Raw genomic sequence first — 10,792 nt, forward strand, 5'->3', positions numbered from 1 at the left:
CGCCGACAGCTGCAAGACCGAATCGAAACATGTTGGCAATCACGGCTTTTAATATTTGTGAGCCACGCCACTGCCGACTTCGGGCAACGCAGTGGTGACAGTGTCGGTCCGGCCGGGCGTCGTCGGGAACGTGCGAGTCGCCGACGGTCGCTAGTCTGGTTTGCCGACCCGCGAGGTCGGTCGACTGGATCCGGAAATGCTGCGCTCGGCCATACAGCTGATGCGCAGCCTCGCCACGGACCGATTGTCGACAGTCGACGTCGCCGAGCATGCGGGGTACAGCCCCTGGCATTTCATCCGTATGTTCTCGGCGAGCACGGGGATCTCCCCCGGGCTGTACCTTGCCGCCCTGCGCGTCGATGCGGCCAAACGACTGTTGCTGGCGGACAGGGCCCCGATCATCGACGTCGCAGCATCGGTTGGATATGACTCCCTGTCCAGTTTCACCCGGCGTTTCCGGGCCATGGTGGGTACGTCCCCGGGCATGTTTCGGGAGTTGGCCGACACCGTCGCCGCGGGCAGCGTCACGCCCTTCACCCTCGGCGACGCACGCCAGTCGGTCGTTTGGGTCCGCCCGCACATCCCGGTTTCGCTGCGGCCGGGCCACAACGTCGCGCTCTGGATCGGCTGGTTCCCCAAGCCAGCGCCCATTGGGCTACCCACCTCCGGGGTCTTGACCACCTCGCACGCGGACGTTGCCGTGCCATTGAGTCCGGGCAACCCGTGGCTGCTGTCGTTTGCGGTCTCGGCGCACGCGGGCGCTGAGGATCAACTCGTGCCTACGCGGCCGCTTGTGGCCCGCTTCCCCGCTCCGCTGATCGTCCCGACGACGGTGGACCTGCACTATCGACAGGCAACCGACGTCGATCTTCCGCTGCTGAGCGCACTGCCGGCCTTGAAACGGGCCCCGTGATCTCCGCAATTTCGGACCAACCTCGACAGGGCGTCCGCCGGTAGCGTCGATCACGGCATATATCCCGGTATGAAGGAGACCCTCGATGGCTGTCCGCCTCCGTCCCTACCTCGCGTTTGCCGACAACGGTGCGGAGGTCATGGCGTACTACGCCGATGTTTTCGGCGGATCACTGAACATGATGAAATACGGTGATTTTCCGATGGAGCTGCCGTTCACGCCGCCGGCGGATGCCCTGGCCCACGCCCACCTGGACAGCGGCGACGTCCAGATCACCGGTGGTGACGCGGTGATGTGTCAGGACCAGCAGAGCCGGTCCCTGGCGAGCCAGACCTACTCGTTTCTGCTGGAAGCCGATTCCATCGGCGAGGCGACCGCTCTCATCGACAAATTCTCCGCCACCGGTGGCACCGTCACGATGCCGTTCGAGAAGGCCCCCTGGGGCGACCACTACGGTCAGGTGACCGACAGATACGGCGTGCTCTGGGCGTTCAACGTGGCCGCCGCGAACACATGAACGCTGCGCTTTTCCGGTGGTCCCGACTGGGATCGAACCAGTGACCTTCCGCGTGTGAGAGAGACGTTGGTGCGTTCGCCCTGGACACCGTCTGCCTTCGAGTGCTGTGACCTGCCGGTTCAGGCCGTCGAAACCGTCTCCGGCGCGTCGAATGGGTCATCCGTGGGTCATTTTCGTGGGTCAGCCGTGGGTCAGCCGTGGGTCAGCCGATATGGCCGCCGACTCGTCCGCCCGCTTCGGTCACTGGTGTACGTCGCGCCGCGAGGGGCACGTACATGCACACAACTATCGACGACTCGACACGTTTGTGTCCATATCGGTGCCCGGCGGTGGCGGTCCCGCGCCGACTCGGGTTAGCAGCGGTGGTCCCCGATAGGGTGTGAGTATGAGAGCCAAACTCACCGCGTTCGAGCGGGCATATATCAGCAGTGAGGCCCGCGGCGTCGTCGAGCGCAGTCGCGCGAATCCGAAGGGTCGCCGGAAATGGTCCCGGCGGCAGTGACAGGCCACCTTCCCTCGACCGAGCGTCTCGCTGCGCAGATCATCGTCGCAGCCGAGGGCGACGGCACACTCGTCGAGCGGACGGCCGAGGTGCTCCCGTGGGTTCGCGCGCTCTCGCCGCAGGATCAGGTCGCTTGCGCCCAGCAACTCCTCGACGCCGCTCGCACCTCGCGCTCCAGCGGACCGCTGCGCCTGGTTGACGCGCTCATCATGTGGCGGGCGACCGCGGCCGCCATCGCCGAGGGCCTCGATCAAGACGACCTCGACTGGCTGGATGTCCCTACACCCGTCGAGCGGCCGTAGCGGCGGCGGGCAATCGCGGCACCCGGCTGCGAACCGGCCGACGCGGTCACCTCAGCACGGCGCGCAGCGCCTCCGCGATCGTCCGATCGGCCACTCCCGTGGAGCCCGCACGGTAGTGCGATTCGCGTAGATAGGCCCGCTTACGAAGCTCCGCGATGAGCCTGTCGGGCTGGGTTGCCACGTCGTGGTCCGGCCATATTGCGACGCCAGCGCCGGTGTTCATGGCTTCTCTTGCCAGGGCGGTCTGTTCGTCGTTTCGTGCGTGTGGGTACGGCACGAACACCGCCGGGGCACGCAGCTCCAACACCTCGTTGACAAAGCCTGCCCCTGAACGCCCCAGCACTAGATCGGCCCGACGCAGCGCCGCGTTAACCTGTCCCGCATTGAGATATGCCGCCACGACGTAGCGGTCTCTGAGCCGTCCTGGAAGCTCGTCGCGCAGCCGTTCCAGCGCCTCGGCGGTGGTTGTCAGCCCGGAACCTCCCCCGGCCTGGTGCACAATCTGCCAATCAGCGAGCAGCGTAGGAAGGTTGTCGGCGACGAACCGGTTGAGGCTTTCTGCTCCGCCGCCTCCACCGGCCACGAACAGCATCGGTGCCGTCCGGCTGATGCCGAGCAGTGCCGACGCCTTCTCGGCCGAACATTGCTCGCGCAGCTCCCCGCGGAGCGGAAACCCTGTGACCACAGTGCTTCGCGGCCAGCGCAGGTGCGCCGCCGCACCGGGGAACGTCAACCAGGTGGAGCGTGCGAACAATGACAGCAGCGATGTAGCGCGCCCTGGGATCAGCGTCTGCTCGTGGCATACCAGCGGGATGCGCAACGAGACAGCGGCCAGAGCGACCGGCGCGCCCACCCAGCCTCCAGTTGCGACGACGAGATCGGGGCGAATGTCGCGCAGAACGCTGCGGACCCGGCGCAGCACGCGCAGGTAGCTCATCGACGCGGTCGGCCGGGCCATCTCCGCCGCGATGAAGCGGTGCCCGGATTCGGCTGCGACGCGTTCCTCAAAGCTGGTCGGCCGCCCGACCCACACAGTGTCGAACCCCTCGGAACGAGCCACGTCACCGATCACGCGAGCGGCGACCGTGTGGCCGCCGGTGCCGCCGCCTGCTAGGACGATGCGCGTCATCATCCGACCTTGTAGTAGCGGTTGCATGACCTGCAGAACGCGATCAGCTCACTTTCCGACGGCCAATCAAGTATCTCGGTCTCATTGCCGCAGTATCGGCACTTGCTGTATTCACCGGTGGGCTCCTTGTCCCGCAAGAACTCGGCTACCTCGTCGTCGTCGGTCATGTCGTCAGTTTCCCATCGTCTAGCCCACGGCCTCTGTCGGCATTGAATGCACCCAATATATACTTTTAATGATGGTGTGTATATGCTCGGGCAGCGAGAGAATGGGTCGACACGGCGGAGGGACCATGACGAAACGGCTGATCGAACTCGACGACGAGCTGCTCGAAACAGCGCGCCGCGAACTCGGAACGGACACCATCGCCGACACCGTGCGCACCGCGCTGCGCGAAGCCGCGGCCCGTGGCGCACGCGCCCGACAGATCGACTGGCTCGCTGGCGGGGGCCTGGCGGACATGGCCGACGCGAGCGAGCGCGAGACAGTATGGCGATAGTCGCGCGCTACCTGATCGACACCAGCGCCGCCGCTCGCATGAACAACGTCACGGTGGCGGCGCGCCTTACCGAGATCATCGACCACGGACTAGTTGCCACCACCGCAGTCCTCGACGCCGAAGCTCTCTACAGTGCACGCAGCCCGGACGAATACGAACAGCTGTGGCGCGACCGTGGGCTGGCCTACGAGTACCTGCCCACCGGTGACGAACACTGGCAGGCCGCGCTCAACGCCCAGCGGAGCCTTGCCCGACGTAGCCAGCATCGCTCCGTCGGTATCGCCGACCTACTCACAGCCGCCCTGGCGGCCGATCACCGCGTCACCGTAATCCACTACGACGGCGACTTCGAGACCGCCGCGACCGTCATCGACTTCAACCACGTGTGGGTCGCCCCTCGCGGCACCCTGTAGCGCGACGACGACGCAGCCCGCGAACCGACGTAGACGTTTCGGCGTGTCGTGGCGCTCGAAACGCCCATCCGCCGCAAAGGACGCATAGTCAGTGCTATGCGAGATGCACGACCCAGCTGGGCAGCCCAGACCGGCTCGACACCGAGACGCCAGGAGCCAGCCATGTCACGAAGCCGTAGTCACCGTCACCCCGAGGGCCAACTCGACCTCGGCGCGCTCACCGTGGGTGGGATCACACCCAGCTTCGTCTCCGTGGACACCGCCGCGCAGCTGATGAGTGTGAGCCACTGGACCGTCCGCCGCTGGATCGACAATGGCCACCTTCGAGCCCGCAAGATGCCAAGCGGCTGCCTGCGCATCGCGGTGGCCGATCTGGAGCTGGTCGGGGAGCCGGTGCGATGAGGACGCGCCCAGCAGACGGATTCTCCGCTGAGCGCGGCACCATGAGGCCCACCGCGCAGACAGAGACTCTCCGGCACAGCACTGCAATTTCCGCCCCAGAACACGGAACGGACTGAGAACAGATGAACGACCCGCGATCTGCACCGCCCCGCCGCGACCGACTCACCGAAGCTCTCGAAGCGATCATCCAAGCGGAGGTCGATCGCCGCGTGGCTGAGCTTGTCGGCGTCACCAAACCGCTCACGGTCAAGGACGCGGCCGATCGTCTCGGCCTAGCGACCAGCACGGTCTACGGCCTTGTGCGGGAGGGTAAATTGCGCGCCATCGAAACCGGAACCAGCCGCGTGTTGATTCCGTCCTCGGAGGTCGACCGGCTGCTGCGCGGAAGCGTGGCCTGATGCCCAGCGTCAACGTCTACCGGTTCGGCGAGTTCGGCAGCTGCGATGTGCACGGCCGCGAAGTGTCCGAAGCCGACGCAGCAGCGGTTCTCGAATCCGAAACCACCGGCTCCGAACGGCGTCTCGGCCGCAAGCGGGTGCCGCACGAGGAGCCGGGCATCGGACGCGGGTTCAAGGTGGGGACCAACCTCGACGCCGCCTACGAGCTTATTCTGGTCGAGAAGTATTGACGCCGTTTGCTGCTCGAAATAGAGAAGCCGCGACAGGTGACTGTCGCCGCTTCTCTTATCCCACCGACCATGAAGGTCATCGCCCATCGTAGACGTAATAGGCTCATTTGCCTAACGCGGTGCGCGCCGCGCGATTCCAGTAGCTGGCCGGAAGCATCCGTGCCGAGCCCAGCGCGCGCACCACGGCGGGGCCGTGTTTGTCGGGATCGAAGTCCGACGCGGCGATCACTACGTCGTTGGGCGACAGTGCTTTGGTGCCGTCGATGCGCACTCGGACAACTCTCAGGCCGCGCGCGGCGTAGAAGCGGTTGCGCATGATGTCCTCGGCCACCTTCTCCGGTGCCCCGTGCCAGTGGGCGGGGTCGACCTCGACCACAGCGAACGGGCGGCGCACCAGGATGTCGGGGGTGAAAAACCGCTTCTTGCCGTCACTGTCGCGGCCCATGCACATCAGCGTGCCCTGCGGGTAGGTGCGGTATCCGGCGCGTTCGATCACGTCGCGCACTCGCTTCTCGGTCTTGCTGGTGGCTGCTGACCCGCCGAGCGACAGGTCGCCGGGGCGCGCGGACTTGCGGTTCATCTGCGGCAGCAGCGGCGGAGTTCTGCGCTGAGTCCACCACACCCAGGTCCAGACGACCAGCAGCGCCGACGGAACAGCCGGGTGCAGCAGGAACTCCGTCATGACGGCCACCGTAGGGAGAAACCGCTGGTGGGCCGGTCTCGGGCGCGGACGCAAGCATCTGTCACGTCCTTTGCGCCCGTGACGGTTTCGGCGTGTCGCGCCGGGTGGGGTCGCGGTGGCGGGTTACGCGGTTACGGTGGGGGCAGCACGATCACAACTGAATAGAAACGGGCGTTGTCACGGGTATCGGTGCAGGTCAAGAAGTCTCCTCCCCGCGCAAGCGGGGGTGTTCCCAAATTCGTGGCAGGGCTGCGCCCCGTGACATTCTCCTCCCCGCGCAAGCGGGGGTGTTCCCCCCGGTGCCGCACCGCTGCACGCGAGGCACCTCTCCTCCCCGCGCAAGCGGGGGTGTTCCCCCGCACCGTCGACATGCCGTGCGGCCCGGCTACTCCTCCCCGCTCACGCGGAGGTTCTCCGACGAAATACTCGGCGTGTAACCGGATGCCCGCTGCAGCAACCGCGGCCGCTGCTGTCACGTCGCATGTGGCGCGCCGCGGGGGCACAGTCGCGTCTCGGGATGGTGCACTGGTAGCCATGCGCGCACTCGAAGACGTCACCTACGCCGACATCGACTGGGGCCGAACCCCTACCACGCACCACGGCGTCACCCTGAGCGGTGTGCGTCGCATCGCGCAGATTGCCGGGGTCTCGTGGCCTCACGAGCCAGAGACCTGCGGCGCGGGGCCTCTGGAGACGGTGTGGGTGTGCGGCGGGCAGGTTCTGCTGTGCCGCGGCTGTGGGCTGGACGCCACCTGACGGGCGGCGGCTACCGGTAGACGGCGCGCACGATCCCGTCGGCGTCGACCTCGTAGGCGCGGGCGCGAGTCAGGCGGCCATCCACCCAACCACGATGCGCGACACCGTGGCCGGTCCGCGGCCGAGGCGGTCGTTGGTCTCGTGGACGTAGTGCCGCCCCCACTCGCGGTCGGTTTTCACCGGGAACAGCGCGGTGTAGGCGGGTTCACCCTCGACGAGCTGGACGACGCCGAGGCGGTCGTCGAACCATAGGCAGCTGTGGTCGCCGCCGCTGTAGACCTGGGCGGTCTCCAGGTCCGCGCACTGGCGACAGATGGCGGTTCGGCCGTCCATGCGGGTCACCGCGTCCAGGTCGGTTTTGGCTGCGCACAGGGGGCAGATATTCATCGCGTCGCCGCCCTCACTCCGATGCTCTCGGCGCTGATGGCGTACCCGAGACCATTGGCGGCGTCGGCCACGGCCTGCGGAATCTGCGACAGCGTCGGCGCCTCGGCCAGCAGCCCCTGCAGCTTGGGGACGATCGCCACCCACGTCCCGCCTGGGGCGGGGTGGGCCTCGGCGATCACCGCCGGTGCTCCTTTGGTGTGTGCGCTCATCCGTACACCGCCTCTCCGAACACCCCGAACTGCAGAATCTGGTCAGCCACTTCGGCGTCGTAGTCGCCGTCGTCTCCGTCGCTGGCCTCAGCTTCGAGGAACTGGTTCCAATAGTGATCCGCATTCAGCGGGCGGCGGTCCTGGGGCGCGATGTCGCGGCCGTGGTAGTCGATCTCGCCGCGGCAGTAGCGCGTGAACAGGTCCACGCCGCGGTTCATGGTGTCGATGTCGACCCGGTGCGTCTGGTCGGACTCGAACTCATGGATCACAGCGTGGAAGCCGTCGAGGTCTTCGCAGCCCCGCGGGTAGCCGCCTTGGCCGCGGAACTCCGGCTTCATCCAGCGGTAGGTGGTGACGTCAGCCCAGTAGCTGATTCCACCTTCGACGGCGGTGGTGAAGATGGTGTGCAGGAAGGCTTTGCGTGCGGCAGTGAGGGTGCTCATGTCCCCACCATAGTCTCTGGTTTAGAGACATGCAACTGCCGATATCTGCTGTCGGGAAGCGGTCCTGATCAGTAACTCAGAATCAGTTTCAAGTCGTTGTCTTCGAGCACCGGGTACAGGTACGTGGCGTAGTTGAGCGTGTCGGTGGGTCCGCTACTGAGCATCCCCACCGCCATCGCATCGCCGTCGGCGTTGACCACGAACAGCGGCGCTCCGCTGTCGCCGTGCACCGCGGTGCCATGCCACTCGAAGGCATCGGAGTATGCACGTGCGAACGGCCCGCAACTGAGTCCTGACCGGGCACCGTTCATGCACATCGGCGTGCCTGGCGCGAGCCGTGAGACCTCACCGACGGTCATCACACCGCGGATCGCCACTCCGGGGGCGACTTTGGGGTCGTCGATGGGTGCGCCGTACGGCAGGTAGAACCGCGCCGAATCATGGTAGATGCCGCTGGCATCGGTGTACTTCTCCCGGTCCCACAGCCGCGGCAGCGCGACGGTCTCATCGTCGCGGGTGCGAATCCACAGCTGGTCCTCGCCCTCGTCGACGCAGTGCCCCGCGGTGAGGAACGCTTCGTCGCCCTCGGCGTCCTGCACCGGCCAGGACACCGTGCACTGGCCGCGCTCGTCACTGCCGGAGGCGCTGGCGAAGATACTTGCCCCGGTGTGCGGGTACGCCGAGGGCCGGTACTCCAGCGGCGGGCTGTACTGCGGGCCGTCGTGGATCGACACCCACGGCCCGCTCACCGCGGCGTCCGCCGGTGCCGCGGTCGCGGCGGCCGTCACGGTCGTGGCGGCGGCGATGATCACAGCGGCGGCCGCGCTCCATGCCTTGTTCATTCTCGGAGCCTAAAGCGCCGCACCAGCATCGGGCCAGCGTGGCGCGGCCAGCGGCTGTCACGTCCTCGGTCGAGGCGGACGCGCCGCGGGCTGCCACCGTCTGCGGGCGCACCTACCGTTGCGGTGATTGTCCCGTCCGAGCGAGAGGCCGCCGATGAACGAGGAGCAGCGCCGCGCCGATGCAACGCTGACGCAGTACCTGCAGAAGTGGCAGAGCTATAACGCCTCGCAGAAAAACTCCCCCGACGGAATGGAACTCCGGGGGAACATCCATGCACTGGTTCGTGTCCGCAACGGCGGTGACGCTGCTGATGAGGTTCTCAAACGCATCCAGACCGGCAAGAACGTCACCACCGACATGATCGACGACCTGTTCCCCCGCATCGACGGTGACGAGCCCAAGCCGCAGACCGACGACAACGAGGCCCCCACCGAGAAGCCGTCGCCATCGCCGCATTCGCCCGCCGACGTCTACGCCGCCGCGCCCGGTGACGGCCGCAAGTGGCTGCCGTCGAACGAGACGCTTCCCAAGCTCAGTGCCGACGACGAGTCCGCGCTCAACGCCACCGACGCCCAGATCGAGGAGATCAACCGCACGGACTTCCACGTCGACCCGGCGCTGGCATGGAAGCCCAGCGGTGCGGAACTGCCCAGCACCGGCACCAACATCTCCACTCTCGGCGACACCTACACCGCCGCGCAGAAGGCGCTGCCGAAGCTGCAGGCCGCCGCGGACAAGCTGTCTGCGGCGTTCGGCAGCAGCGGCGAGCAGCTCATCGACAACCAGCACGCGCGCATCAAGTCCGCTCTGCGGTCCATGACGGACGCGGTGGGGGCGTCGAAGGGTCTCGACGGCATGGTCGCCAACTGCGGGGTCGCCGCCAACGATGCCTTCCACCACCAGCTTCGGGGATCGGACCTGGCCGCCCGCGACGCCATCGGCACCGCGATCAAGGCGATGTACGTCCGAACCCGGCTCGACGCCGGGCGCATCGGCCTGCCCCGAGACGTGCCCGACGAGTACCTGTCGCGCTACGTGACGTCGTCCGGGGAGTTCGCCAACCTGTCGCAGGCGCTGCAGACCGGCGCACCGGCTCCCACGGTCGAATCCGAGGCGAGCAAAATTCACCATCTCGCCGAGACCATCACCGCTCCCGCGGCGGTGTCGCGCGAACACGTCGGCACCGATGAGGGCAAGGAGGAGAAGAAGAAGGAGAAGTCCACTTCACCGGCGGCCACCAGCCCCGACAAGTCCCCTTCCGGGCCGAAGCCCACCACCCCCAGCTCCGTTCCCGGATCGTCGCCGGGCAGCTCGCCGGGCAAAAGCTCGCCGAAGAACGCCAACGACCTGAGCAAGCTGCTCTCCCAGCTGGGCCAGGCGGCAGCGCCGATGGCCGGTATCCCGCAGCAGGCGGCGGCGGTTCCGCAGCAGGCGGCGCAGGCCGCGCAGCAGGCGGCCAAGCCGCTCACCGACGCGGCCAACGACATGCAGAAGGTGCCCCAGTCGCTGATGGACGCCTTGAAGGGCAAGACGCCGGAGAACGAGAAGTCCAACGCGGTGCCGAAGAACGACGCCGCCGATGCGGACCGCCGCGCCGCCACGTCACCGACGTTCACCAAGCCCGGACAGGCCAATCCCGACAAACTGGGCACCCCCGGATCGCCCGCGCGCCCGAACCAGCTCGACGCCGAGGGCAAACCGGCCGACAAGGACCGCGACGGCAAGGTGGACAAAGATGCCAAGCCGCTGGCGAAATCCACGGTCAAGCCGTTCAACCTCAAGCTGGACCCCCACGGCCAGCACGCCGAGGTCAAAGACGTTCCCGACCCACGCATCGGCGAGATGATGCTCAACATGGCCGACGCCACCGCGGACTCTCCGGTGTCGGTTCTCGACGCCGCCGGTGGTGCGGGGATGGACATCGAATCGCTCGGCGATCCGGTCGACCCGGCGCAGGCGAAAGTGGGCGACGCGGTGATCGGCGACGAGGAGTCCGGCCTCTACATCGGTGACGGGCAGGTGCTCACCTCGACCGGCGACATCGAAAGTATCGAGGACGTGACAGGAGAGACCGGATTCGTCTCCGAGGTGCCGCTTCCCGAGCTTCCCGACGACGTTCCCGCCCCTGAACCCGCCCCTGAACCACCGTCCGAACAAGCACCTGCGC

Annotated in this window: 17 protein-coding genes; 10 read left to right on the forward strand and 7 right to left on the reverse strand. The window is 67.0% G+C overall.

Features of this window, described 5'->3' with window-relative positions; translation table 11 throughout:
• Window positions 1-196 precede the first annotated feature (196 nt).
• The 3 genes from B8W67_RS06430 to B8W67_RS06440 all read left to right on the forward strand — a co-directional run bounded on the left by B8W67_RS06430 (window position 197) and on the right by B8W67_RS06440 (window position 2,234).
• A complete protein-coding gene (locus B8W67_RS06430) occupies window positions 197-913 on the forward strand; it encodes a helix-turn-helix transcriptional regulator (RefSeq protein ID WP_085303030.1) in 717 nt (238 codons plus the stop codon).
• Window positions 914-998: 85 nt separating this feature from the next.
• Window positions 999-1,430: a VOC family protein gene (locus tag B8W67_RS06435; RefSeq protein ID WP_069392889.1), complete on the forward strand. Its 432-nt coding sequence runs from the start codon at window positions 999-1,001 to the stop codon at window positions 1,428-1,430.
• Window positions 1,431-1,913: 483 nt separating this feature from the next.
• A complete protein-coding gene (locus B8W67_RS06440) occupies window positions 1,914-2,234 on the forward strand; it encodes a hypothetical protein (protein ID WP_085303032.1) in 321 nt (106 codons plus the stop codon).
• A 46-nt stretch (window positions 2,235-2,280) separates the two neighbouring features.
• On the opposite strand, the gene B8W67_RS06445 is transcribed toward B8W67_RS06440, so the two are convergent.
• Together B8W67_RS06445 and B8W67_RS20780 are read right to left on the reverse strand one after the other, a co-directional pair.
• A complete protein-coding gene (locus tag B8W67_RS06445) occupies window positions 2,281-3,363 on the reverse strand; it encodes a UDP-N-acetylglucosamine--N-acetylmuramyl-(pentapeptide) pyrophosphoryl-undecaprenol N-acetylglucosamine transferase (protein ID WP_163797036.1) in 1,083 nt (360 codons plus the stop codon).
• Window positions 3,363-3,530, reverse strand: coding sequence for a hypothetical protein (locus B8W67_RS20780; RefSeq protein WP_163797038.1), 168 nt, complete (start codon window positions 3,528-3,530; stop codon window positions 3,363-3,365). Before B8W67_RS20780 ends, B8W67_RS06445 begins: the two co-directional genes overlap by 1 nt.
• Window positions 3,531-3,655: 125 nt before the next feature.
• On the opposite strand from B8W67_RS20780, the gene B8W67_RS06450 reads away from it, so the two are divergent.
• The 5 genes from B8W67_RS06450 to B8W67_RS06470 all read left to right on the forward strand — a co-directional run bounded on the left by B8W67_RS06450 (window position 3,656) and on the right by B8W67_RS06470 (window position 5,305).
• Window positions 3,656-3,862, forward strand: a complete 207-nt coding sequence (locus B8W67_RS06450; protein ID WP_085303036.1) for a DUF2191 domain-containing protein — start codon at window positions 3,656-3,658, stop codon at window positions 3,860-3,862.
• Complete coding sequence (locus tag B8W67_RS06455; protein WP_085303038.1) at window positions 3,853-4,275, forward strand: PIN domain-containing protein; 423 nt, start codon at window positions 3,853-3,855, stop codon at window positions 4,273-4,275. Before B8W67_RS06450 ends, B8W67_RS06455 begins: the two co-directional genes overlap by 10 nt.
• Before the next feature lie 162 nt (window positions 4,276-4,437).
• Window positions 4,438-4,677 (forward strand): excisionase family DNA-binding protein, encoded by a 240-nt coding sequence (locus B8W67_RS06460; protein WP_085303040.1) that lies wholly within the window; start codon window positions 4,438-4,440, stop codon window positions 4,675-4,677.
• Between the two features lie 122 nt (window positions 4,678-4,799).
• Complete coding sequence (locus tag B8W67_RS06465) at window positions 4,800-5,075, forward strand: helix-turn-helix domain-containing protein (RefSeq protein WP_085303042.1); 276 nt, start codon at window positions 4,800-4,802, stop codon at window positions 5,073-5,075.
• Entirely contained in the window at window positions 5,075-5,305 is a 231-nt protein-coding gene (locus tag B8W67_RS06470; RefSeq protein WP_085303044.1) for a hypothetical protein, read from the forward strand. The genes B8W67_RS06465 and B8W67_RS06470 overlap by 1 nt, the downstream gene beginning before the upstream one ends.
• Before the next feature lie 103 nt (window positions 5,306-5,408).
• Here B8W67_RS06470 and B8W67_RS06475 read toward each other — a convergent pair whose 3' ends face one another.
• Window positions 5,409-5,987, reverse strand: a complete 579-nt coding sequence (locus B8W67_RS06475; RefSeq protein WP_085303046.1) for a putative endonuclease domain-containing protein — start codon at window positions 5,985-5,987, stop codon at window positions 5,409-5,411.
• Window positions 5,988-6,521: 534 nt separating this feature from the next.
• Between B8W67_RS06475 and B8W67_RS06480 the strand changes: the two genes are divergently transcribed.
• Window positions 6,522-6,743 carry a hypothetical protein gene (locus tag B8W67_RS06480; RefSeq protein WP_085303047.1) on the forward strand — a complete coding sequence of 74 codons (222 nt, stop codon included), beginning with the start codon at window positions 6,522-6,524 and terminating at the stop codon, window positions 6,741-6,743.
• Between the two features lie 69 nt (window positions 6,744-6,812).
• Here the strand turns inward: B8W67_RS06480 and B8W67_RS06485 are convergent, their stop codons facing one another.
• From B8W67_RS06485 to B8W67_RS21260, 4 genes are all read right to left on the reverse strand, one after another.
• A complete protein-coding gene (locus tag B8W67_RS06485; RefSeq protein WP_133056070.1) occupies window positions 6,813-7,076 on the reverse strand; it encodes a hypothetical protein in 264 nt (87 codons plus the stop codon).
• Between the two features lie 50 nt (window positions 7,077-7,126).
• Window positions 7,127-7,339 carry a hypothetical protein gene (locus B8W67_RS06490; protein WP_133056071.1) on the reverse strand — a complete coding sequence of 71 codons (213 nt, stop codon included), beginning with the start codon at window positions 7,337-7,339 and terminating at the stop codon, window positions 7,127-7,129.
• On the reverse strand, window positions 7,336-7,782 hold the full coding sequence (locus tag B8W67_RS06495) for a hypothetical protein (protein ID WP_085303053.1): 447 nt from the start codon (window positions 7,780-7,782) through the stop codon (window positions 7,336-7,338). The genes B8W67_RS06490 and B8W67_RS06495 overlap by 4 nt, the downstream gene beginning before the upstream one ends.
• A gap of 68 nt (window positions 7,783-7,850) precedes the next feature.
• On the reverse strand, window positions 7,851-8,624 hold the full coding sequence (locus tag B8W67_RS21260; protein WP_234806680.1) for a chymotrypsin family serine protease: 774 nt from the start codon (window positions 8,622-8,624) through the stop codon (window positions 7,851-7,853).
• Between the two features lie 154 nt (window positions 8,625-8,778).
• Between B8W67_RS21260 and B8W67_RS06505 the strand changes: the two genes are divergently transcribed.
• The coding region (locus tag B8W67_RS06505) for a hypothetical protein (protein ID WP_085303055.1) at window positions 8,779-10,792 on the forward strand (2,014 nt) is incomplete at its 3' end.

This window comes from Mycolicibacillus koreensis, assembly GCF_002104795.1.
Classification (GTDB): Bacteria; Actinomycetota; Actinomycetes; order Mycobacteriales; family Mycobacteriaceae; genus Mycobacterium; species Mycobacterium koreense.

Bases quoted from the DNA above. Each gene is read 5' to 3' on its own strand.
- B8W67_RS06430 (WP_085303030.1), top strand. From the start codon at position 197: ATGCTGCGCTCGGCCATACAGCTGATGCGCAGCCTCGCCACGGACCGA.
- B8W67_RS06435 (WP_069392889.1), top strand. From the start codon at position 999: ATGGCTGTCCGCCTCCGTCCCTACCTCGCGTTTGCCGACAACGGTGCG.
- B8W67_RS06440 (WP_085303032.1), top strand. From the start codon at position 1,914: ATGGTCCCGGCGGCAGTGACAGGCCACCTTCCCTCGACCGAGCGTCTC.
- B8W67_RS06445 (WP_163797036.1), bottom strand. From the start codon at position 3,363: ATGACGCGCATCGTCCTAGCAGGCGGCGGCACCGGCGGCCACACGGTC.
- B8W67_RS20780 (WP_163797038.1), bottom strand. From the start codon at position 3,530: ATGACCGACGACGACGAGGTAGCCGAGTTCTTGCGGGACAAGGAGCCC.
- B8W67_RS06450 (WP_085303036.1), top strand. From the start codon at position 3,656: ATGACGAAACGGCTGATCGAACTCGACGACGAGCTGCTCGAAACAGCG.
- B8W67_RS06455 (WP_085303038.1), top strand. From the start codon at position 3,853: ATGGCGATAGTCGCGCGCTACCTGATCGACACCAGCGCCGCCGCTCGC.
- B8W67_RS06460 (WP_085303040.1), top strand. From the start codon at position 4,438: ATGTCACGAAGCCGTAGTCACCGTCACCCCGAGGGCCAACTCGACCTC.
- B8W67_RS06465 (WP_085303042.1), top strand. From the start codon at position 4,800: ATGAACGACCCGCGATCTGCACCGCCCCGCCGCGACCGACTCACCGAA.
- B8W67_RS06470 (WP_085303044.1), top strand. From the start codon at position 5,075: ATGCCCAGCGTCAACGTCTACCGGTTCGGCGAGTTCGGCAGCTGCGAT.
- B8W67_RS06475 (WP_085303046.1), bottom strand. From the start codon at position 5,987: ATGACGGAGTTCCTGCTGCACCCGGCTGTTCCGTCGGCGCTGCTGGTC.
- B8W67_RS06480 (WP_085303047.1), top strand. From the start codon at position 6,522: ATGCGCGCACTCGAAGACGTCACCTACGCCGACATCGACTGGGGCCGA.
- B8W67_RS06485 (WP_133056070.1), bottom strand. From the start codon at position 7,076: ATGGACGGCCGAACCGCCATCTGTCGCCAGTGCGCGGACCTGGAGACC.
- B8W67_RS06490 (WP_133056071.1), bottom strand. From the start codon at position 7,339: ATGAGCGCACACACCAAAGGAGCACCGGCGGTGATCGCCGAGGCCCAC.
- B8W67_RS06495 (WP_085303053.1), bottom strand. From the start codon at position 7,782: ATGAGCACCCTCACTGCCGCACGCAAAGCCTTCCTGCACACCATCTTC.
- B8W67_RS21260 (WP_234806680.1), bottom strand. From the start codon at position 8,624: ATGAACAAGGCATGGAGCGCGGCCGCCGCTGTGATCATCGCCGCCGCC.